17 protein-coding genes and 1 riboswitch are annotated in these 22,536 nt (G+C 74.1%); of the genes, 3 read left to right on the top strand and 14 right to left on the bottom strand.

Going from position 1 to position 22,536, the window contains the following annotated elements; all coding sequences use genetic code 11:
- The first annotated feature begins 14 nt into the window (after positions 1–14).
- Positions 15–1,106 carry an amidohydrolase family protein gene (locus H305_RS0127910; RefSeq protein ID WP_028803345.1) on the top strand — a complete coding sequence of 364 codons (1,092 nt, stop codon included), beginning with the start codon at positions 15–17 and terminating at the stop codon, positions 1,104–1,106.
- Between the two features lie 372 nt (positions 1,107–1,478).
- Positions 1,479–2,384, top strand: coding sequence for an SCO1860 family LAETG-anchored protein (locus H305_RS0127905; RefSeq protein ID WP_028803344.1), 906 nt, complete (start codon positions 1,479–1,481; stop codon positions 2,382–2,384).
- Positions 2,385–2,502: 118 nt separating this feature from the next.
- Here the strand turns inward: H305_RS0127905 and cobC are convergent, their stop codons facing one another.
- The 5 genes from cobC to cobM form a co-directional block, all read right to left on the bottom strand.
- Complete coding sequence (gene cobC / locus H305_RS0127900) at positions 2,503–3,633, bottom strand: Rv2231c family pyridoxal phosphate-dependent protein CobC (RefSeq protein ID WP_051371026.1); 1,131 nt, start codon at positions 3,631–3,633, stop codon at positions 2,503–2,505.
- Positions 3,623–4,555 (bottom strand): sirohydrochlorin chelatase, encoded by a 933-nt coding sequence (locus H305_RS0127895; protein ID WP_028803342.1) that lies wholly within the window; start codon positions 4,553–4,555, stop codon positions 3,623–3,625. The genes cobC and H305_RS0127895 overlap by 11 nt, the downstream gene beginning before the upstream one ends.
- Positions 4,556–4,817: 262 nt before the next feature.
- Positions 4,818–6,509 carry a precorrin-3B C(17)-methyltransferase gene (cobJ, locus tag H305_RS0127885; protein WP_028803340.1) on the bottom strand — a complete coding sequence of 564 codons (1,692 nt, stop codon included), beginning with the start codon at positions 6,507–6,509 and terminating at the stop codon, positions 4,818–4,820.
- Complete coding sequence (locus H305_RS47210) at positions 6,463–7,818, bottom strand: bifunctional cobalt-precorrin-7 (C(5))-methyltransferase/cobalt-precorrin-6B (C(15))-methyltransferase (RefSeq protein ID WP_051371024.1); 1,356 nt, start codon at positions 7,816–7,818, stop codon at positions 6,463–6,465. The genes cobJ and H305_RS47210 overlap by 47 nt, the downstream gene beginning before the upstream one ends.
- A complete protein-coding gene (gene cobM / locus H305_RS0127875; protein WP_028803339.1) occupies positions 7,815–8,639 on the bottom strand; it encodes a precorrin-4 C(11)-methyltransferase in 825 nt (274 codons plus the stop codon). The genes H305_RS47210 and cobM overlap by 4 nt, the downstream gene beginning before the upstream one ends.
- A gap of 132 nt (positions 8,640–8,771) precedes the next feature.
- On the opposite strand from cobM, the gene H305_RS0127870 reads away from it, so the two are divergent.
- Positions 8,772–9,500 (top strand): ZIP family metal transporter, encoded by a 729-nt coding sequence (locus H305_RS0127870; RefSeq protein WP_028803338.1) that lies wholly within the window; start codon positions 8,772–8,774, stop codon positions 9,498–9,500.
- Between the two features lie 11 nt (positions 9,501–9,511).
- Here H305_RS0127870 and cobI read toward each other — a convergent pair whose 3' ends face one another.
- From cobI to H305_RS0127825, 9 genes are all read right to left on the bottom strand, one after another.
- Positions 9,512–10,261 (bottom strand): precorrin-2 C(20)-methyltransferase, encoded by a 750-nt coding sequence (cobI, locus tag H305_RS0127865; protein ID WP_028803337.1) that lies wholly within the window; start codon positions 10,259–10,261, stop codon positions 9,512–9,514.
- A complete protein-coding gene (locus tag H305_RS0127860) occupies positions 10,258–11,697 on the bottom strand; it encodes a cobyrinate a,c-diamide synthase (protein ID WP_107440115.1) in 1,440 nt (479 codons plus the stop codon). Before H305_RS0127860 ends, cobI begins: the two co-directional genes overlap by 4 nt.
- Complete coding sequence (gene cobO, locus H305_RS0127855) at positions 11,697–12,296, bottom strand: cob(I)yrinic acid a,c-diamide adenosyltransferase (RefSeq protein ID WP_028803335.1); 600 nt, start codon at positions 12,294–12,296, stop codon at positions 11,697–11,699. Before cobO ends, H305_RS0127860 begins: the two co-directional genes overlap by 1 nt.
- Positions 12,296–14,350, bottom strand: coding sequence for a putative cobaltochelatase (locus H305_RS0127850; protein ID WP_028803334.1), 2,055 nt, complete (start codon positions 14,348–14,350; stop codon positions 12,296–12,298). Before H305_RS0127850 ends, cobO begins: the two co-directional genes overlap by 1 nt.
- Positions 14,347–18,000 (bottom strand): cobaltochelatase subunit CobN, encoded by a 3,654-nt coding sequence (cobN, locus tag H305_RS0127845; RefSeq protein WP_028803333.1) that lies wholly within the window; start codon positions 17,998–18,000, stop codon positions 14,347–14,349. The genes H305_RS0127850 and cobN overlap by 4 nt, the downstream gene beginning before the upstream one ends.
- Positions 17,997–19,505, bottom strand: coding sequence for a cobyric acid synthase (locus tag H305_RS0127840; RefSeq protein ID WP_028803332.1), 1,509 nt, complete (start codon positions 19,503–19,505; stop codon positions 17,997–17,999). Before H305_RS0127840 ends, cobN begins: the two co-directional genes overlap by 4 nt.
- Positions 19,506–19,554: 49 nt before the next feature.
- Positions 19,555–20,517 carry a cobalamin biosynthesis protein gene (locus H305_RS0127835; protein ID WP_028803331.1) on the bottom strand — a complete coding sequence of 321 codons (963 nt, stop codon included), beginning with the start codon at positions 20,515–20,517 and terminating at the stop codon, positions 19,555–19,557.
- 108 nt (positions 20,518–20,625) lie between these two features.
- Positions 20,626–20,769: riboswitch (cobalamin riboswitch) on the bottom strand.
- 263 nt (positions 20,770–21,032) lie between these two features.
- Positions 21,033–21,254: a hypothetical protein gene (locus tag H305_RS0127830; protein WP_028803330.1), complete on the bottom strand. Its 222-nt coding sequence runs from the start codon at positions 21,252–21,254 to the stop codon at positions 21,033–21,035.
- A 12-nt stretch (positions 21,255–21,266) separates the two neighbouring features.
- Positions 21,267–22,520, bottom strand: a complete 1,254-nt coding sequence (locus tag H305_RS0127825) for an inorganic phosphate transporter (protein WP_028803329.1) — start codon at positions 22,518–22,520, stop codon at positions 21,267–21,269.
- Positions 22,521–22,536: the final 16 nt, after the last annotated feature.

Genomic DNA, 22,536 nt, shown 5'->3' with positions numbered 1-22,536 from the left:
CTAAGGTGCGGTGCATGAGCGATCGCGCGGTGCTGCACGTGAAGGGGCGGGTGCTCGTCGGGCCCGACGACGTCCGGGACGACCTCTGGGTCGTCGGCGGCAGGGTCACGTACGAGCGCCCGGCGGGAGCCCGTGACGTCCGCACCGTCGAGGGCTGGGCGCTGCCCGGCCTGGTGGACGCGCACTGCCACGTCGGGCTCGACGCGCACGGCCCTGTCGAGCCGGACGTCGCCGAGAAGCAGGCCCTCACCGACCGTGAGGCCGGCACCCTCCTCGTCCGGGACGCGGGCTCGCCGTCCGACACCCGCTGGATCGACGACCGCGAGGACCTCCCGAAGATCATCCGCGCGGGCCGTCACATCGCCCGCACCCGCCGCTACATCCGCAACTACGCCCACGAGATCGAACCCGAGGACCTCGTCGCGTACGTCGCCCGGGAGGCCCGGCGCGGCGACGGCTGGGTCAAGCTGGTGGGGGACTGGATCGACCGGGACACCGGCGACCTGAGCGCCTGCTGGCCGCGCGACGCCGTCGAGGCCGCGATCGCCGAGGCGCACCGGCTGGGCGCGAGGGTCACCGCGCACTGCTTCGCGGAGGACTCGCTCCGGGACCTCGTCGAGGCGGGCATAGACTGCGTCGAGCACGCGACCGGGCTGACCGAGGACACCGTCCCGCTGTTCGCCGAGCGCGGCGTCGCCATCGTCCCGACTCTCGTGAACATCGCCATTTTTCCGCGCCTGGCGGCCGGCGGCGAGGCCAAGTACCCGCGCTGGGCGGCCCACATGCGACAACTGCACGCACGGCGCCACGACACCGTGCGCGCCGCCTACGACGCCGGAATCCCGGTCTACGTGGGCACCGACGCGGGCGGTACCCTCGCGCACGGGCTCGTCGCGGCGGAGGTCGCCGAACTCGTCACCGCGGGTATCCCACCCGTAGAGGCCCTCTCCGCCACCACGTGGGGCGCCCGGCGCTGGCTCGGGCGGCCCGGCCTCGACGAGGGAGCGCCCGCGGACCTCGTGGTCTACGAGGGCGACCCCCGCGAGGACGTCCGGGTCCTCGCCGCCCCGCGGCGGGTGGTCCTGAACGGGCGGGTCGTCGGCTGACCCGGCGCCCGCGGGCCCACCCCGGCCGGCCGGCTCGGACGGCGTCCACCTGCCGACCGTGACGACCGGCGCCCTCTCTCGACCAGGGGCGGCCGGCACGTGCCCGTCGGCCGGCACACCGTCCGTTGACTGACGGTGACGGGCGGGGCGGGCCGGTCGTTGTGCACTCCTGCGCGCGCTCCGGCGCTCCGACCGGCGCTTTCGACTCTGCGGGGTGGCCCGGGTGACGGTGGGGAACAAGCGTGCCGGAGGAATCGAATGCGTTCACGGAATTCCCACGTTGGAGTGAAGTGGCGGAAGGTCGCTGACTGTTCACTCTCAGTGCGCAATTCTTTCCGGGTCCCGAGCTTTCCTCCCATGGGGGTCCCACCCGTGAACAGCAACAGCTTCCGCCTGCCCGCACGCCGACTCGCCGCCACGGCGGCCGCCACCGCCCTCGCCGCCGGTCCCGCGGGCCTGGCCGGCGCGGGCACCGCCCACGCGACCACCGACCACGGTCGCGCGAGCGCCGTCGTGCTCCGCACCGGACTCGACGTCTCCCTGCTCGACAAGACCGTGGACGTCCCGTTCGCGGTCTCCCTCAACGAGGTGCAGGCACCACGGAGCGCGCAGAAGACCGCGCTCACCGCCCAGTTGGACGGCGTCGACGGCGGACGCCCGTTCAGCGTGCTGCGCGCCGACGTCGCCACCGCCAAGGCCACCGTGTCCGCGGACAAGGCCGAAGGCTCCAGCACCCTCGCGCACGCGGCGGTCCATGTCCCCGGACTGCCCCTGCTCTCGGTCATCGAGGTCGAGCAGGTGACGTCGAAGGCGACGTGCGAGGCGGGGAAGAAGCCCGTCGCCACCGCGAACCTGCTCGGATCGGTCACCGTGCTCGGCAAGAAGGTGACGCTCTCGGCAGGCGGGCCGACGGAGGTCAAGGTGCCCGGTGTCGGCGAGGTCCGCCTCGACCTGTCCAAGACGCGGACGACGACCCGCACGGCCGCCGCCTCCGCCCTCGAACTCAAGGTCTCCATCGATCCGTTGAAGCTGAACGTGGCCGAGGTCGAGGGCACCCTGACCCTCGCGGGCGCGACCTGCGAGGCCCCGCCGGCGCCGGCCGCACCGGCCGAGCCCGGCGACCCGGTGGCCGACGTGAAGCCGCAGGGCGCGCCCGCGGAGGCGAACCTCGCGGAGACCGGGGGAAGTTCGACGACCCCGTACATCGCCGCCGGGGCGGCGGCGCTCCTCGCGACGGGCGCCGGCGCGGTGGTCCTGGCCCGCCGCCGCCGGGGCTGAGGCAGCCGGAGCGGCCCCCCGAGGAGCCGTGTCGGCCTGAACGGCCCCGTCCCCGGGTGCCGGGCGGGCTTCCCGGCCCGTCCGGCACCGGCGTCGCGGGCCTGGGGGCGAAGACCCCTCAGTCCCGCGACAGCGTGATCGCGCGGTCGACGGCCTGGAGCAGCCGGTTGACCGTCGCCCGGTCCCGGACGGCGATCCGCAGCCAGTCCTCGTCGAGCCCGGGAAACGTGTCGCCGCGCCGCACCGCGAACCCGAGGTCGCGCAGACGCCTGCGCACCGCGGCCGCCCGCGGCAGACGGACCAGCACGAACGGCCCCTCCGACGGCTCCACGACGTACAGCCCGTCAGAGGCGAACTCCCGGAGCCCGGCCACGAGATGGGCACGGTCCGCGGCGATCCGGTGCGCCGCGTGCGCGGCCTCCGCGAGCGCCTGGGAGGACACACAGGCCTCGGCGGCGGCGAGCGCGGGCGTGGACACGGGCCACAGCGGCTGGGCCCGCTCCAGTTCCTCGACCGTCCCGGGATCGGCGAGCACGTACCCGATGCGCAGGCCGGCCAGTCCCCACGTCTTCGTGAGACTGCGCAGCACGACGAGCCCGGGGACGTCCGTGCGGCCGGCCAGCGCCTCCCGCTCCCCGGGCACCGCGTCCATGAACGCCTCGTCGACGACCAGCACCCGCCCGGGCCTGGCGAGCCGCGCGATCGACGCGGCCGGATGCAGCACCGACGTCGGGTTGGTCGGATTGCCGATCACGACGAGGTCCGCGTCCTCGGGCACGGCCGCCGGATCCAGCCGGAAACCGTCCTCGGCCCGCGACAGGACCCGGCCGACGGCGTGCCCGGCGTCCCGCAAGGCGGCCTCCGGCTCCGTGAACTGCGGATGCACGACCACCGGCCGACGCACCTTCAGGGCACGCGCGAGCAGCACGAACGCCTCGGCGGCCCCGGCGGTCAGCAGTACCCGCTCCACCGGAAGCCCGTGCCGCGCGGCCACCGCGGCCCGCGCCGCCCGCCCGTCCGGGTAGGCGGCCAGCCCGGTCAGCGACGCGGCGATCCGCTCGCGCAGCCACGGAGGAGGCGTGCCGGCGCGGACGTTCACGGCGAGATCGGTGAGCGCGGAGCCGCCGTCGCGCACCTCGGCGTCACCGTGGTGACGCAGGTCGTGGCCGCCGTCGCCCGCGGCCGGACCGTCCGCCCCGGGCGCGTCCCCCCGGGCCGAACCGCCGCCGTGCACGTCGTCAGTGCGCATGCGAGTGCGAGTGCGAGTGGCCACCGTGGTGGTGTCCGTGGTGGTGACCGTCGTCGTCCGGGTGGAAGTGCGGCTGCTGGGGGAGCCCCACCTTGTCCTCGAACCCGGGCATCGCGATCCGGTACACGCAGGAGTCGCAGTTCATCCGCAGATCGCCCCTGACGGCCTCCTCGTACCGCTCCATGACGAGGCCGAGCAACTCCGGCTCCGGGCCGATGACATCGGCGGAGCGCACCTCGACGTCCGGGTGTGCGGCGGACCAGCCCTCGGTCTGCTGCCGCACCCGGTCGGGGAGGATGCCGGTGAACAGGAAGTAGGGGAGCACGACGATCCGGCGGGCACCCAGCTTCACACACCGGTCGAGCCCGGACGGCACGTCCGGCGCCGCCAGCGACACGAACGCCGTCTCGACCCCCGCGTATCCGCGGCCCTCCCACAGCAGCCGGGCCGCCTTGTGCACCTCGGCGTTGGCGTCCGGGTCGGTGGAACCGCGCCCCACGAGCAGCACGGTCACGTCGGCACGGTCCTCGGGCGTCCGCGCCGTCCCGCCGAGCGCCTCGTCGAGCCGCCGTTCCAGGACGGCGAGCAGCGACGGGTGCGGGCCCAGCGGACGCCCGTACGTGTACGAGATGCCGGGGTGCCGTTCCTTCTCGCGGGCGAGCGCCGCCGGGATGTCGCCCTTGGCGTGCCCGGCGGACACCAGCATCAGCGGTACGGCCGCGAAGCGCCGCACGCCCCGTCCGACGAGCTCGGCGACGGCCTCGCCGAGCGGCGGCGGCGACAGTTCGATGAACCCGCCCGCGACGGGCAGGTCGGGGTGGCGGCGGCCCAACTCCCGTACGAAGTCGCGGAAGGCCTCGGCTCCGGCCTCGTCCCGGGTGCCGTGTCCGGCGATGAGCAGGGCGGGGGCAGGGGTGGTCACGATGTCTCCTTGGCGGATTGTGAAGCCTCGGTGGCCTGGGGAACGGGGTGGTACGGCGGGACGCCGGCTGCGGCGGTGACCGCCGGCCGGAGCCCGCCGGACACGGTGCGGGCGGTGGTCGGGCCGCTCGCGACGCGCGGTTCGGATGCGGGTACGCCGGGCCGGCGGGCGCGCGGCGACCGGCAGGACACCCGCCCGACGGGCCGTGCCGGGCGGTCCGGTCCGTCGGTGTGCGTGGCCCGAGCCCGCGGGGAGCGCGGGCTCATCCGGCCGTCTCCTGCCAGCGGTAGCCGCGCGGCGTCACCATGCGCCCGGCGATGTCACGGGTCGCCGTGTTCCCCACGGTGACCACGGTCATCATGTCCACCGTCGCCGGATCGAGCGCCGAGAGGCTGGTGAGCCGGCTCGACTCGTCCGGACGTGACGCGTTGCGCACGACACCCACCGGTGTCCGCGGCTCCCGGTGCTCGGCGAGGATCGCCAGCGCCTTCGGGAGCTGCCAGTCGCGGCCCCGGCTACGGGGGTTGTAGAAGGTCACCACGATGTCGGCCTCGGCGGCGGCCCGCACCCGGCGCTCGATGACCTCCCAGGGCGTGTGCAGGTCGGAGAGGCTGATCGACACGTGGTCGTGGCCGAGCGGGGCACCCAGGATCGCTCCCGCCGCCAGCGCCGCCGTCACCCCGGGCACCCCGACCACGTCGATGTCGTCGGACGCCTCGGCCAGCGCGGGCGACGCCATCGCGTACACGCCCGCGTCGCCGCTGCCGATCAGGGCGACGGCCTGCCCGCGCCGGGCCTCGGCCACCGCGGTCCGCGCCCGCTCCTCCTCCGCGCCCAGCCCCGATTCCAGGACACGGGTGCCCGGGCGCAGCAGATCGCGGATCTGGTCGACGTACTGGTCGAGCCCGACGAGCACCGACGCACGCCGCAGTTCCTGCTCGGCGCGCGGGGTGAGCAGGTCGCGGGCGCCCGGTCCGAGACCGACGACCGCGAGCCGGCCGCGGGCCACGCGTCGCACGACCGCGCAGGTCGCCATCGCGGGACGCCCGTCGGCGCGCCCCGACTTGCGCTTGGGGACGAGGAGTTCGCCACCGCCGTGGAGGGCGGCGGCCTCCGCCACCGAGGGGGTGCCGACGGCGGCGAGCGGTGCGTCCGACGGGTTCGGCACGTCCACGCGCGCCAGTTCGTCCGCGGCGTACGTCACCAGCGGCACCCCGAGGCGCTCGGCGGCCCCGACGATGCCGGGCTCACCGGCCTTGGCGTCCACGGTGGCGAGTTCGCCCACCGACCGCACGGACAGCCCGGCCTCCCGCAGGGCGTCCTCGACGAGCCCCAGCACCTCGTCGACGGGCGCGCCGCTGGACGCGCCCACACCCACGACGAGGGACGGCGGACGCAGCACGACCTCCCGGTCGGCGGCCGGCACGAGCCGGTCGGTGACCCGGATCGTGCACACGCCCTCGTCCGTGACCGGCAGCGGAGGCAGCGGCCACGCCAGCTCGGCCGACAGGCCGACGGGTTCACCGTCGAGCAGGGCGCGGGTGACGCCGGCGACGTCCCCCTCCACGGGGAAACCGAGGGTGTCCAGACCGGGGACGCCCACCGCGTCGGTCGCCGTGGTCACCACGGGTGCGGCGCCGAGCACCGCGCCGACCTCGCGGGCGAGTTCGTTCGCCCCGCCGCCGTGACCGCCGACGAGGGACACCGCGAAGCGCCCCGCCTCGTCGACGCACACGATCCCCGGGTCCGACGTCTTGTCGCCCAGCAGCGGTGCGACGAGCCGTACGACCGCGCCGGTGGCGAGGAAGCACACGAGCCGGTCGCACTCCGCGAACGCCCGCCGCACGGCGTCGGCGACGGACCCGTCGTACACCCGCGTGCGGGAGGGCCAGGCCGCGGCCAGCCGGTCACGCGCCGCCGCGCCGGCCGCCGTGGCGGAAATCAGGCCGATCACTGGGGACTCCTTCGATACGGGCCGGGGGTCTGACACCCCACAGCAGGAAGACGGGGTTGGTGGCGGCGAGCCGGTCGACACCGCCGGGCAGCGCCGCCAGCCGGGACGACTGCAACAGCACGCCGTCGCAGTCGAACCCGGCGGCGACGAGCGCGTCGCGGGCCGCCGGCACCCGGTCCAGCGCGGCCATGGCCACCACCACGGCACGCCGGGCCCGCCGCGCGCAGGCCGTGACGATCACGGGCAGTTCACGTCCGCCGCCGCCGATGAACACGGCGTCCGGATCGTCCAGGCCGGACAGCGCCGTGGGCGCCGCCCCGTGCACGACGCGTACGTCCACGCCGTGCGCCTCGGCGTTGGCGCGGATCCGCTCGACGCCGTCCACGCTCTTCTCGACCGCGGCGACCGCGGCGCCGAACCGCGCGCACTCGACGGCGACGGAGCCGGAGCCCGCGCCGACGTCCCAGACCAGGTCGCCCGGGCGCGGACCGAGCCGGGCCAGCGCGAGCGCACGCACCTCGAATTTGCTGATCATCGAGTCACGATGGGCGAACTCGCTCTCGCCCAGGGCCCATCGGTCGGGCCCCGGACGGGGCCCGGCGACGGTCCGCGCCGGGCCGAGGGCGCGCGCCTCGTCCAGGCACAGCACGACGCTCACCGCCGTCCCCCAGTCACGGGCGGCGGCCTCGGCGGGCGTCACCCGCTCCACGCGCTCGCGGCCGGGGTCGCCGAGGGCGCTCGCCACGACGAGGACACGTGTCCCGCACCCGTGCGCGAGGGCCGCGCCCAGCTCAGCCGGCCCGGAGCCCGGGCCGGTCAGCACGGCCACCTTCGGATGAGCACGGCACACGTTCACGGCGGTGCGCAGATCACGCCCGTGCGCGCTCACCACCACCGCGTCGTCCCAGGGCACTTTGAGCCGCGCGAACGCGGTGGCGACGGACGAGACTCCGGGGTGCACGTCCAGCCGGTCCGGCCCGAACCGCCCGGCCAGCGCCCGTACGATCCCGAAGAACCCCGGGTCGCCGGAGGCGAGCACCACGACCCCGTCGCCGGGCGCGCCGGCCGGTCCCGTCCCGTCCGGCCGCGCGGACCCCGCCGCCCGCTCCGCGGAGCGTTTCTCCACGTACTGCTCGATCGCGTCCAGCGCGGGCGCCAGCGGCCCGAGGACGATCCGCTCCACCGCGTCCGGCAGCCTTGCCGCCGTCAGATGACGGCGGGCGCCCACCACGAGACCGGCCCCGGCGAGCGCGGCCTCGGCGTCCGCGGGCAACGGCGCGCCCGTCCCCGTACCGACGACGGTGATCACGACGAACCGCTCCTGCGTGCCGCGCGCAGCTGCGCGCGCGCCTGCGGGTCGGCCTTGCGGAAGCCGTGGAAGTGACCGGGGTGGTAGAGGTGCGAGCGGGTGCCGCTCGCATCGAGCGCCGGACCGACCAGGAACAGCGTGTGCTTCCACAGCTTGTGCTCCTTGACGGTCTCCTCCAGGGTGCCGATCGTGCACCTGACGACCAGTTCCTCGGGCCAGGTCGCCTGGTGGGCGACCACGACCGGCGTGGACGTCGGATAGCCGCCCTCCAGCAGCTCCCGGACGAGCTGCCCGCTGCGCGCGGCCGACAGGAACAACGCCATCGTCGTCCCGTGCCGGGCGAACTCCCGCACCTCCTCCCCGGGCGGCATCGGCGTCTTGCCCCCGCCGAGCCTGGTGAGGATCACGGACTGCGCGACCTCGGGGATCGTCAGCTCGCGCTGAGCGAGCGCGGCGACCGCGGAGAAGGAGGAGACGCCGGGCACGATCTCCGTCTCGATCCCGATGGCGGCACACCGATCGACCTGCTCCTGCGTGCCGCCCCAGAGCGCCGGGTCGCCGGAGTGGATCCGGGCCACCCGCAGGCCCTGCGCCGCGGCCCGCTCGTACACGGCGACGACGTCCTCGAGGGACATCGTCGCGGAGTCCAGGATCTCCGCGCCCTCCCGCGCGTGGTCGAGGACCTCGGCCTGCACCAGGCTGGCCGCCCAGATCACGACGTCCGCCTCGGCGATGGCGCGCGCGGCGCGGAACGTCAGCAGGTCGGCGGCGCCGGGGCCGGCACCGACGAAGGTCACCTTGCCGGTGGGGGCTTCGGCCATGGGAATCGGTCCTCTCCTACACAGTGCGAGTACTACGGCTGCGGGCACCGCGAATGCGGTGATCGCGAAAAGTCAGCGGACGATCCGCCGTCGGACGTGCGCGAACGGGGGTTGATCGGATAGCAAGGGCGTATGGCGGTCCTCGTAGCGCTCGGCGCGTTCCTGATGACGCTGGCCGGCGGCTGGACGGCACAGCGTGTGACCGACCGCCGCCACCTGGTCCTGGGCCTGGCCGGCGGGCTGATGCTCGGCGTGGTCGGCCTGGACCTGCTGCCCGAGGCGCTCCAGGCAGCGGGCGAGGAGGTCTTCGGCGTACCGTCCGCGCTGCTGCTGTTCGTCGCGGGATTCCTGCTGGCGCACCTGGTGGAGCGGCTGCTTGCCCATCGTCAGGCCGCGCACGGCGGCGAGGAGGACGGCGGACGCGCGCCCGAGGTGGGCCTGACGGCCGCCGCGGCGATGGTCGGTCACAGCGCGATGGACGGCGTCGCGATCGGCGCGGCCTTCCAGATCGGCGGCGGGATGGGTCTCGCGGTCGCCCTCGCGGTGGTCGCGCACGACTTCGCGGACGGCTTCAACACGTACACGATCACGAGCCTGTACGGAAACGCCCGCCACAAGGCGATCACGATGCTCGTCGCGGACGCCTGCGCCCCCGTGGCCGGCGCGGCCTCCACGCTCTTCTTCACCATCCCGGAGCAGGTGCTCGGCTGCTATCTCGGGCTCTTCGGCGGTGTCCTGCTCTACCTCGCCGCCGCGGAGATCCTTCCCGAGGCGCACCACGAGCACCCGGCCCGCTCGACCCTGCTGTGCACGGTCGCGGGCGTGGGCTTCATCTGGCTGGTGGTCGGTATCGCGGGCTGAGGCCGGGCGGTTCACAGTTTTCCGCCGCGGGTGCCGTCACGTCGCGCGGGCGCGATGAGCGTCGACAGGTAGGGGAGGGCCGCGCCGTCCAGTTCGGCCGCGGAGCGGATGGACTCGCCCTCCAGGCCGAGCGCGGAACCCCACACGGCGTCGTCGATCCGGCCGGTCTCGCGCAGCGCCTCGGCCACCTCCCGCGCCTGCCGCCCGAACTTGTACGCGACCACGGTCCCCGGTCCGCCGAGGGCGTCCTTCAGCACGGTGGCCCCCGCCGTCACCGGGACCAGCACCAGCGGCTCGGTCCCTTCGGTCAGCACCGCGCCCGACCGTGCGGCGAGGTCCTGCATGGCGGTGATCCCGGGCACGGTCTCGATCACCGTCCCCGGCACGAGCTCGCCGATCGTCCGAGCGAGATAGGTGAACGTCGAATACACGTTGGGGTCGCCGATGGTCGCGAACGCCACCGTGGCGTGCCGGGTGAGGAGCTCCGCGACCCGGCCGCCGGCGGCGTCCCAGGCGGCCTCGCGGCGTGCCCGGTCGGTCCGCTCGTTGAGCGCGAACACGACCCGCACGACCTTCTCCCCGGGCACGTAGTGCAGCACGGTCGCCTCCGCACGTCCGGGCTCGCCGCCGTCCTGACCGTCCGGCGCGGCCATGACGGGTACGACGACGACCTCGGCGGCGCGCAGGGCGTTGACACCCTTGACGGTCACCAGCTCGGGGTCACCGGGGCCGACCCCGACTCCGATCAGCTTGCTGCTCATGACGTCAGGCACCTCTCCACGAACCGACGGGCGACACCGGGCTCGGACGCCCAGTGCGTGTGCAGATAACTCGCGTGCACACCTTGTTGTACGAAACCTTCGAGCCGCCGCTCAGGGGCGCGCACACCCCAGGCGGGAGCCGCCCCGGCGCCGGGGTCGACGACGGTCCGGTGGAACTCGTGCCCGCGCATCCGTGTACCGGCCGCGGCGAGCACACTGTCGGACACGGCGACGGCATCGCGGTAGCCCAGCGTCAGCCGTTCCGTCATGCGCGCCGTGGCGTCGAGCACCCCGCACATGGGCCGCCCGTCGAGCTCACGGCACAGGTAGAGCAGGCCGGCGCACTCGGCGGCGACGGGAGCACCGCTCAGCGCCAGCTCCGCGACGGCCTTGCGCAGCGGCTCGTTGGCGGACAGCTCGGCCGCGTACACCTCGGGGAAACCACCGCCGACGACCAGCCCCGTGATGCCGTCCGGCAGTTGCTCGTCGTGCAGCGGGTCGAAGGTGACGACCTCGGCCCCGGCGGCGGTCAGCAGCTCACCGTGCTCGGCGTAGGAGAAGGTGAACGCGGCGCCACCCGCGACGGCGATCCTCGGCCGCGGCCCGTCCGCCGCGCGGGGGCGGGAGCGTCCGGGCAGCCCCGAGGGGTCCGCGGGCCCGGTCGCCGCAGACGGGCCGGGCCAGGGCTGCGGGAGAGGACCGGCCACGGCCTCGGCCGGATCCCACGCGGCGACCGGCAGCGCCCCGGCGCCCCGCGCCAGCGCGGCCAGGGCCTCCAGGTCGCACCCCTCGGCCACCTGAGCGGCCATGGCCGCCACGGCCTGAACGGCGGCGGACCGCCGCTCGGCGACGGGCACCAGCCCGAGGTGCCGCGACGGCGTGTCCACCTGCGGGGCGCGGCGCAGCACACCGAGCACGGGCACGCCCGCCGAGTCCAGCGCGTCGCGCAGCAGCGCCTCGTGCCGGTCGGAGCCGACCTTGTTCAGGACGACCCCGGCGACCCGCACCTCGGGGTCCCAGGACGCGAAACCGTGCACCAGCGCGGCCACCGACCGCGACTGCGACGAGGCGTCCACGACGAGCACGACCGGCGCCCTGAGCAGCTTCGCGACCTGCGCGGTGGACGCCAGTTCGCCCTCCCCGGCGGCCCCGTCGTACAGACCCATCACGCCCTCGACGACCGCCAGGTCGCAGCCGCGCGCACCGTGCGCGAACAACGGCGCCACGAGCTCCGGCCCGCACAGGTACGCGTCGAGATTCCGTCCCACGCGCCCGGTGGCGAGCGCGTGATATCCGGGATCGATGTAGTCCGGCCCCACCTTGTGCGGGGACACGGCGAGCCCCCGCGCGGCGAACGCCGCCATCAGCCCCGTGGCAACGGTGGTCTTGCCGCTGCCCGAGGAGGGCGCGGCGACGACCAGCCGTGGGACGGACATCACCACTCGATGCCCCTCTGGCCCTTCTGACCGGCGTCCATGGGGTGCTTCACCTTGGACATGTCGGTCACCAGGTCCGCGAAGTCCACTAGCTTCTCCGGCGCGTTCCGCCCGGTGATCACCACGTGCTGGGTCCCCGGCCGGTTCCGGAGCACGTCGACGACCTCGTCGGTGTCGACCCAGCCCCAGTGCATCGGATACGCGAACTCGTCGAGCACGTACAGCCGGTACGTCTCGGCGGCCAGGTCCCGCTTGACCTGCTCCCAGCCCTCCCGGGCCTTCTCCTCGTTGTCCAGCTGCTCGTCGCGCTGGACCCACGACCAGCCCTCGCCCATCTTGTGCCAGTCGACGGTCCCGCCCTCGCCACAGGCGCCGAGCACCTTGAGCGCGTTCTCCTCGCCGACCTTCCACTTCGCCGACTTGACGAACTGGAACACCCCGATGGGCCACCCCTGGTTCCAGGCGCGCAGCGCGAGCCCGAACGCGGCCGTGGACTTGCCCTTGCCGACGCCCGTGTGCACCACGACCAGCGGACGGTTGCGCCGCTGACGTGTCGTCAGACCGTCGTCCGGCACCACGTTCGGCTGTCCCTGCGGCATTACGCGGCCCTCCTGTCGCCCTGAACTTCCCTGACCAGCCCGGCGATCGAGTCCGCCCGCAGCTCGTCCAGCGTCACCGCCGTACCGGCCAGCTCACCCGCGAGGTGCCCGGCGAGGCCCAGCCGTACCGGCCCTGTCTCGCAGTCGACGACCACGGACGCGATCCCGTCGGCCGCGAACAGCCGCGCCGCACGCCCCGCGAGCGCGACCGGCTCCGTCCCACCCGTCGCCCGGCCGCCACCCCGGCCCGAGGCGCTTCGCGCCGCCCCTGTGTCCGTGGCTCGTCCGTCCGTCACCACGACGACCAGCGGACGCCGTGCCGCGTCCCGCAGCCGCTCGACCCGCAGCACCTCGTGCGCCCTGAGCAGCCCCGCGGCGAGCGGCGTGCGCCCGCCGGTGGGCAGCGACTCCAGCCGCGCCGCCGCCGCGTCCACCGACGACGTGGGCGGCAGCGCCACCTCGGCGGCCGACCCGCGGAAGGTCACCAGCCCCACCTTGTCCCGCCGCTGGTACGCGTCGAGGAGCAGCGACAGCACGGCACCCTTCACCGCGCTCATCCGCTGCCGGGCCGCCATCGAACCGGAGGCGTCCACCACGAAGAGGACGAGGTTCCCCTCGCGGCCCTCCCGCGTCGCCTGCCGCAGATCGTCGCGCCGGACGACCAGACCGGGCCCGGAGCGCCCGCGCACCCGCTGGTGCGGCGCCGCCGCCCGTACGGTCGCCGCCAGGTGCAGCTTGGTCAGGGCGCCCCGGGGCCGCCGCGACCCGGTCGTGCGGCCGTGCTCGGTCCGCGCGCGCGAACGCCGCCCGGCCGCGCCCTCGCCGAGCCCGGGAACGCTCAGCGTCTTCGTGCGGAACGGCTTGGCGGCCCGCACCGGCGACTGCTCGCCCGCCCCGGATGCCTGCGGCTCCCCGCCCTCCCCCGACTCGGGGCGGGCGGCCGTGTCGCCGCCGGCCGGACCCTCGTCCGGCGCCGGCTGCCCACCGCCACCGGGTCCGTCCGGCCCGGGGTCCGGATCGTCGTCGCCCTGGTCCGTGTCCTGACCGCCGAACTCCTCCAGCGTCTCGTCGAGCTTGTCCTCGTCCAGCCCGGGCGCGTCGAAGGGGTTGCGGCGCCGCCGGTGCGGCAGCGCCAGCAGCGCCGCCTGACGCACGTCCTCGGCGAGCACCTCGGTGCGCCCCGCCCACGCTGCGAGCGCCGTCGCGGTCCGCGCCATGACGATGTCCGCCCGCATGCCGTCCACCTCGAAGGCCGCGCAGGTCGCCGCGATCTGCCGCAGCGCCCCGTCGCCGAGCCGCACCGACGGCAGCAGGGCGCGCGCGGCCACGATCCGGGCCCGTACCGCGGCCTCCTCGTCGGCCCAGCGCGCGGCGAAGGCCTCCGGGTCGTCGTCGTGGGCGAGCCTGCGCCGGACCACCTCGACGCGCTGGTCGGGCTCCCGGGACGCCGCGACCTCGACGGTCAGCCCGAACCGGTCGAGCAACTGCGGCCGCAGCTCGCCCTCTTCCGGGTTCATCGTCCCGACCAGCAGGAAGCGGGCCGCGTGCCGCACCGAGACGCCCTCGCGCTCCACGTAGGAGGCGCCCATCGCCGCAGCGTCCAGCAGCAGGTCGACCAGATGGTCGTGGAGCAGGTTGACCTCGTCGACGTACAGGATGCCGCGGTGCGCGTCGGCCAGCAGGCCCGGCTCGAAGGCCTTCACGCCCTCGGCGAGCGCCCGCTCGATGTCGAGCGCGCCGACCAGCCGGTCCTCGGAGGCGCCGACCGGAAGCTCCACCATGCGGGCCGGACGCGACTCGGACGCCCCCGGCCCATGGGGCCCGTCCGGGCACGCCGGGTCGGGGGCCGCCGGGTCGCAGGAGAACCGGCATCCGGAGACGACGTCCACCACCGGCATCAGGGCCGAAAGGGCGCGCACGGCCGTGGACTTGGCGGTGCCCTTCTCGCCGCGCACCAGCACGCCGCCCACCGCGGGCGACACGGCGTTCAGCAGCAGCGCGAGCCGCAGGTCGTCCTGGCCGACGACGGCCGTGAACGGGAACGGGGTACTCACTTCTCGTCGCCCTCCAAGTCGCCTTCGAGCTCCAGATAGGTGGCGCGCAGCTCTTCGATCGTGTCGGCGTCCGGCTCGGCCCACAGCCCACGGTCGGCGGCCTCCAGGAGCCGTTCGGTGATGCCGCGCAGCGCCCACGGGTTGGACTTCTTCATGAAGTCACGGTTCTCGGCGTCGAAGACGTACTCCGCGCTGAGCTTCTCGTACATCCAGTCGTCCACGACCCCGGCGGTGGCGTCGTAGCCGAAGAGGTAGTCGACCGTCGCCGCCATCTCGAAGGCGCCCTTGTAGCCGTGGCGGCGCATCGCCGCCATCCAGCGGGGGTTGACCACCCGGGCGCGGAAGACGCGGTGGGTCTCCTCGCCGAGGGTGCGGGTCTTCACCTGGTCCGGGACGGCCGAGTCGCCGACGTACGCCTCGGGGGAGGCTCCCGTCAGATGCCGCACCATGGCGACCATGCCGCCGTGGTACTGGAAGTAGTCGTCGGCGTCCACGAGGTCGTGCTCGCGGGTGTCGACGTTCTTCGCGGCCACCGCGATCCGCCGGAACGCGGTCTCCATGTCCCCGCGCGCCGCCCGCCCGTCGAGCCCGCGCCCGTACGCGTAACCGCCCCACACCGCGTACACCTCGGCGAGGTCGGCGTCCGAGCGCCAGTTGCGGGCGTCGATGAGCGGCAGCAGACCGGCGCCGTAGGCGCCCGGCTTGGAGCCGAAGACCCGGGCGGTCGCCCGCCGCCGGTCCCCGTGCTCGGCGGTGTCCTCGTCCGCGTGCGCCTTCACGAAGTTCTGCCCGGCGGACTCGTCCAGCTCGGCCACCGCCCGCACCGCGTCGTCGATCAGCCCGACGACGTGCGGGAACGCGTCCCGGAAGAAGCCGGAGATACGGACCGTCACGTCGATGCGCGGCCGGCCGAGCTCCTCCAGGGGCACGATCTCGAAGCCGGTGACCCGGCGCGAGGCGTCGTCCCAGACCGGACGGCAGCCCAGCAGCGCGAGGATCTCCGCGATGTCGTCGCCCTGGGTGCGCATCGCCGAGGTGCCCCACACGGTGAGCCCGACGGAGGTCGGGTACGCGCCCGTGTCCTGGAGGTAGCGCTGCACGAGGGAGTCCGCGAGGGACTGCCCGACCTCCCAGCTCAGCCTGGACGGGATCGCCTTGGGGTCGACGGAGTAGAAGTTCCGGCCCGTCGGCAGGACGTTGACCAGTCCGCGCGTCGGCGAACCCGAGGGCCCCGCCGGCACGTAACCCCCGTCCAGCGCCTTGAGGATGTGTCCGATCTCGTCCGTCGTCCGGGCGAGCCGCGGCACCACCTCACGGCAGGCGAACTCCAGCACGGCCACCGCGTCGGGCAGTTCGGTGCCGAGGACCTCCCGGACGAGGCCCGGGCCCTCGGCGACCGCCCAGCCGCGCTCCTCCATGCCCTCCGCGATCCGCCGGCACAGCTGCTCCAGCAGGTCGATCGCGTCCGCCCCCGTCCGGGAGGGCCCGGCGACCAGGTCGGTCAGCCCGTCCGGCACCTTGACCGGCGCGCCCGGCTCGGCGAGCAACTCCTTCTCGACCAGGCCGAAGTGTGCGGCCAGGCAGGCCCGCAGGCCCGGCAGGGCGTTCGCCGTGCCGCCCCACACCTGCGAGGCGCGCAGCACGGCCAGCACCAGGTTCACGCGCGGCTCGGCCTCGGGACCGCCACCGAGGACGTGCAGGCCGTCCCGGATCTGTACGTCCTTGATCTCGCACAGATAGCCGTCGATGTGCATGACGAACTCGTCGAAGTCGTCGTCGCCCGGTTGCTCGGCGACGTGCAGGTCGTGGTGCAGCTCGGCCGCCTTGACCAGCGTCCAGATCTGCGCGCGCACCGCCGGGGCCTTCGTCGGGTCCAGGTCGCAGACGAGCGCGTACTCGTCGAGCAGCTGCTCCAGCTTGGCCAGGTCGCCGTAGGTGTCCGCACGCGCCATCGGCGGCACGAGGTGGTCGACGACGGTGGCGTGCCCGCGGCGCTTGGCCTGGGTGCCCTCGCCGGGGTCGTTGACGATGAACGGGTAGATCAGCGGCAGCTCGCCGAGCACGGCGTCCGGCGCGCAACCCCCGCTGAGGCCGAGGCCCTTGCCCGGCAGCCACTCCATCGTGCCGTGCTTGCCCATGTGGACGATCGCGTCGGCGCCGAAGCTGTTCTCCAGCCACCGGTAGGCCGCCATGTAGTGGTGGGAGGGCGGCATGTCGGGGTCGTGGTAGATCGCGATCGGGTTCTCGCCGAAGCCGCGCGGCGGCTGGATCATCACGACGACGTTCCCGAACTGCAGGGAGGCGAGCACGATCTCGTCCCCGTCGACGTACAGGCTGCCCGGCGGCTCGCCCCACGCCTGCAGCATGGCCTCCCGCAGCCCCGGGTCGAGCTCGTCGAACCAGGCCCGGTAGTCGGCGAGCGGCACCCGCGCGGGAGCGGCGGCCAGCTGGTCCTCGGTGAGCCACTCGACGTCGTGACCGCCCGCCTCGATCAGCCGGTGGATCAACTCGTCGCCGTCGTCGGGGTATTCGGTCAGCGAGTACCCCGCGCCCCGCAGTGCGTCCAGGACCCGCACCGCCGAGGCGGGCGTGTCCAGGCCGACCGCGTTGCCGACCCGCGAGTGCTTGGTCGGGTAGGCGGTGAAGACCAGCGCGAGCTTCTTCTCCCCGTTCGGCTTGTGCCTGAGCCGGGCGTGCCGCACCGCGATCCCGGCGACCCGCGCCGCCCGCTCGGGGTCGGCGACGTACACCGGGACGTCGTCTGGGCCTTGCTCCTTGAAGGAGAACGGCACCGTGATCAGCCGCCCGTCGAACTCCGGGATGGCGACCTGCATCGCCGCGTCCATGGGGGACAGGGCGGCGTCCGAGGCGTCCCAGGCGCTCCGCGAGGAGGTCAGGCACAGCCCCTGGAGGACGGGCACGTCCAGGTCGGCGAGCGCGCCGATGTCCCACGCCTCCTCGTCGCCGCCCGCGGACGCCTGCGAGGCGTGCGTGCCGCCCGCCGCGAGCACGGTGGCGACCAGCGCGTCGGCCCTGCCGAGGATCTCGTACAGGCCCGGGTCCGCGCCGCGCAGCGAACCGCAGAACACCGGCAGCGCGTTGGCGCCCCGCGCCTCGATCGCGTCGCACAGCGTGTCCACGAACGCGGTGTTGCCGGACAGCTCGTGGGCCCGGTAGAACAGCACGCCGACCGTGGGACGGCCCTCGGCGGCCACGCGCTCGCCGTGCACACCGAACTCGGCCGTCCGCTGCGGCTCCTCGAAGCCCTCCCCGGTGAGCAGCACGGTGTCGGAGAGGAACCGCGCCAGTTCGGTGAGGTTGGCCGGGCCACCCTCCACCAGATAGCGCAGCGCCTCCGCGACCACACCGGCGGGCACCGACGACTCGGCCATCAACTCGGCGTCGGGCACGGACTCGCCGCCGAGCAGGACGGTCGGCACACCCGACGCCCTCAGCACGGCCAGACCCTCCTCCCAGGCGCGCTTTCCGCCCAGCAGCCGTACGACGGCGACGTCCGCGCCGTCGAGAAGGGCGGGCAGCTCCGCCACGACGTCCACCCGGGTCGGATTGCCGATCCGGTACGGGGCACCGGAGGCACGGGCCGCCAGCAGATCCGTGTCGGCGGTCGACAACAACAACACTGTGCTCATGCGGGCGCTCCCGGTGGAATGAAAGGCAGTCCTTGCGGCGCGCCCGACTCGATGAGCCGCAACAGCGCGTCCGTGTCCGCGTGTTCCTCGATCAGATCGCCGAGCCGGTCCAGCTGCTCCTCGCGCAGCGCCGCGAACGACGTGTCCGCGGCCGGCACGAAGCGGCGGCCCGCGGCGGCGGCCACCTCGCGCAGGAAGGCCCGCCGGAATCCGTCCGACTCCAGCGAACCGTGCCAGTGGGTGCCCCACACGGAGCCGACCCGGCATCCGTCCAAGAAGGCTTCCCCACCGGTGACATGGGCGACACCGTGGTGGATCTCGTACCCCTCGACCCGTTCGCCCAGGGCCTCGCCGACCGGTCTGGTCAGGGTCTTCTCGTGCGCGAACCGCACCCGCACCGGCAGCAGTCCGAGCCCGTCGACGTGACCGGCGCGGCTCTCCACGCCGTCCTCGATGTGCTCGCCCAGCAACTGGAAGCCGCCGCAGATGCCGAGCGTGGGCCGCCCCTCGGCGGCCCGGCGCAGCAGCGCGTCGGCGAGTCCGCGCTCGCGCAGCCACTCCAGCGCCTTCACGGTCCCCCGCGTCCCGGGCACCACGACCAGGTCGGCGTCGGCGAGTTCCTCGGCCCGGTCCACGAACCGCACGACCACGCCCGGTTCGGCGGCCAGCGCGTCGACGTCCGTGAAGTTCGACATGAGCGGGACCGCGCAGACGGCGACCCGCAGAACGTCCTCGCCGACAGGGGCGCTGACCCCCGACTCGCGGACCGCCCCGCGCAGCGACACCCGCAGCCCGTCCTCCTCGTCGATGCCGAGGCCGTGCCGGAACGGAAGCACACCGTAGGAGGGCCGCCCGGTGAGGTCCTTCAGCATGTCGAGACCGGGATCCAGCAGCGAGACATCACCGCGGAACTTGTTGACGAGGAACCCGGCGACGAGCGCCTGGTCCTCGCGCGACAGCAGCGCGACCGTCCCGAAGAAGGAGGCGAACACACCGCCGCGGTCGATGTCGCCGACGACGAGCACGGGCAGCCCCGCATTGCGGGCGATGCCCATGTTCACGATGTCGGTGCGCCGCAGATTGATCTCGGCAGGACTGCCGGCCCCCTCACAGATCACCGCGTCATACGTGCCCCGCAACTCGGCCAGACAGTCCAGGACCGTGCCGAGGAGCGCCTGTTGGCGGCCCCCGTGGTAGCCGCGCGCGCTCATCTCGCCCACGGGCCTGCCCATGAGCACGACCTGACTGCTCCGGTCGCTGCCCGGCTTGAGCAGCACGGGGTTCATGAGCGCGGTCGGCTCCACGCGTGCGGCCTGCGCCTGCATGGCCTGCGCGCGCCCGATCTCGGCGCCCTCACGGGTGACGAACGAGTTGAGGGACATGTTCTGCGCCTTGAACGGCGCGACCTTGACGCCCCGTCGCACCAGCCACCGGCAGATCCCGGCGGTGACGACGCTCTTGCCGGCGTCGGAGGTCGTTCCGGCGATCAGCAGTCCGCCGCTCATGACAAGGCTCCTTCGCGCGCTCCGGCATCCATGGCGTACCCCTCCCCGGTCATGCCCCGGCCCCTCGTCGCCGCGCGGCGACGCGCCCGAGGAGCGTGCGCGCGACGGCGCACGCGCCCAGCGCCAGCCAACCCACGCGACGCGACAGCCGTACGGCCCGTTCGATGTCGGCGACGGCCACCGCGCGGCCGTTGCCGTTGAGGACGGGCCGGTGCTCGACCCGGCCCGCGTACGAGAGCGTCCCGCCGAGCCGCACCCCGAGCGCCCCCGCGAACGAGGCCTCCACCGGACCGGCGTTGGGACTCGGATGCTTGTGGGCGTCCGTGCGCCAGGCGTGGGCGGCGCCGCGCGGGGCGCCACCGGCGACGGTCGCGAGAACGGCGGTCAGCCGCGCCCCCGGCCAGCCCGCGACGTCGTCGAGCCGCGCGGAGGCCCAGCCGTACCGCCGGTACTTGGGCGACTTGTGCCCGACCATCGCGTCGAGCGTGTTCACGGCGCGGAAGGCGACCAGACCGGGGGCTCCGCCGACGGCCCCCCACACCAGGGCTCCCACCACGGCGTCGGAGGTGTTCTCGGCGACGGACTCGACGACGGCCCGCGCGATCCCGTCGGCGTCCAGCGCCTGGGGGTCGCGCCCGCACAGGTGCGGCAGCCGTTCCCGGGCCGCCTCCACGTCGCCCGCGGCGAGCGCCGAGCCGATCGCCCGCGCCTCACGGCCGAGTGTGGTGCCGCCGACGACGGCCCAGGTGGCCGCGGCGGTCAGCGCGACGGAAGCGGCGGGGGAGGGCCGGACGGCACGGTGGGCGAGGGCGGCGAGGGCGGTGGCACCGCCCACGCACACGGCGGTGTGCAGCGCACCCCGTCCGCGGTCGTCCCGCCACAACACCCGTTCCACGGCGCCCGCGGCCCGCCCGAACACGGCGACCGGGTGCCCCCGGCGAGGATCACCGAGCAGCAGGTCGCCGAGAAGGCCGGCGGCGGCGCCGTACGCGAAGACGCGATCGGCACGCATCGGTTCAGCCGGCCGTCAGGTCGGTCTCAACCGTCGTTAGCGTCCTGCGCAGAGCACTTGGGCAGCCGTGCATGGCGACATGTCCTCACTCAGGGTGTCCACGCCCTGGTTCGACGAGACCGGCGGTGAGAGTTCCTGGCTCCCGGGACATCTCTTCCCCGGTGACAGTGGCGGGACCGCGCCGGACTTGCACCGGCTTCCTCTCTTGCCGCCGTACTTGGCTCCGGCAGTCCACCACGGGGCGAGAACAGCCGTCAACTTGCTGTTGACCTGCGAGGAGAGAGTGTGCTGAGCCCCACACCGCCACCACGCCCGGCTGCCCGCCAAGACCGAATTGCACCGTGTCCCGGGGCCGTTGCGCAGGCCCGCGGCCCGCCTTCCGGCGACCTGGGACGCATCCCGCCGGGCGCGACCGCCCGCAGTCCTCGCGCGCCCCCGGGCCCCGGCACGACGACGGGCGGGTACGGGACGCCATGTCCCGTACCCGCCCGTCGTGCGGCAGAGCGTCGCCTGTGTCAGGAGACGATGATGAAGATCCCGTACGCCACTGCCGCCGCGCAGGCCGCGAAGCAGGCGTACGCGCCGGTGACCGCGAGGGCCGCCGAGTCGCCCCGGACGGACGCCGACTCGCGCTTGGAGAGGCCGACGATGCCGAGGGTGAAGAGGCCGACGAGTGCCACGGTCGCCCCGAGGCTGACTCCGAAGACGGAGCCGAGGGCTGCCCAGTCGATGTTCATGCTGTTCGTTCCTTACACCGTGGCCGGGCGGGTGGGCTCGGCGGAGGGGCCGGGGTCCGGCACCGGGATGGTGGCCTTGAGCTCGGTGTCGGCCGCGGTGACCGGGCCGGCCGGCGGCACGGCGACGGCGGCCATCGCCGTGGTGACGACGCCCGCGGGCTCGGCGTCGACGTCGTTCACGTTGTGGACGGTGACCGGCTGGCGTCGCGACAGCGTCCAGATGGCGCCGGCGCCGGCGACCAGCAGCACGCCCGTGAGGACGATGCCCCAGGTGCCCTGCTTGGTCAGGAACTCGGCGGAGGCACCGGCCAGACCCGCGGCCGGCAGGGTCAGACCCCAGGCCACGAACATGCGGGTCGCGGTCGACCAGCGGACCACACCGCCCTTGCGGCCGAGGCCCGAGCCCATCACGGCGCCGGAGCACACCTGGGTGGTGGAGAGGGAGAAGCCGATGTGCGAGGAGGCCAGGATGGCCGTCGCGGCGCTGGTCTGGGCGGCGAAGCCCTGCGGCGGCGCGAGGTCGGTGAGGCCCTTGCCCATCGTGCGGATGATGCGCCAGCCGCCCAGGTAGGTGCCGAGCGCGATGGCCATACCGGCCGAGACGATGACCCAGGTGGGAGGGTTCGAGCCGGGGGCGATGACGCCGCCGGTGACCAGGGCCAGGGTGATGATGCCCATCGTCTTCTGAGCGTCGTTCGTGCCGTGGGCGAGGGAGACCAGGCCGGCGGAGGCTATCTGGCCGGCGCGGTAGCCCTTGGCGGTCGCCTTCTCCTCGACGCGACCGCCGATGCGGTAGGTCAGCCGGGTGGCCAGCATGGCGGCGATTCCGGCCACGATCGGCGCGGCCACCGCGGGGATGAGCACCTTGGTGACGACGGTCGAACCGTTCACCGACGACCAGCCCGCCGACATGACGGCGGCACCGATGAGGCCGCCGAAGAGTGCGTGGGAGGAACTGGAGGGCAGACCCAGGAGCCAGGTCAGCAGATTCCACAGGATGGCGCCGACGAGCGCCGCGAAGATCACTTCGGTGCGTATGCCCTCTTCGTTGATGATTCCGCCGGAGATCGTCTTGGCGACCTCCACCGAGAGGAACGCACCGACGAGATTCAGCACGGCGGACATGGCCACCGCCGTCTTGGGCTTGAGAGCGCCGGTCGAGATGGTCGTCGCCATCGCGTTGGCAGTGTCGTGGAAACCGTTCGTGAAATCGAACACGAGAGCGGTGACGATCACGATTCCGAGGAGGAGCGTGATGTGTTCCATTTACCCAGGCTTCTGT

The sequence above is a fragment of the Streptomyces sp. 142MFCol3.1 genome, from assembly GCF_000424945.1.
Classification (GTDB): Bacteria; Actinomycetota; Actinomycetes; order Streptomycetales; family Streptomycetaceae; genus Streptomyces; species Streptomyces siamensis.
This window is presented reverse-complemented; position numbering and strand designations above follow the sequence as displayed.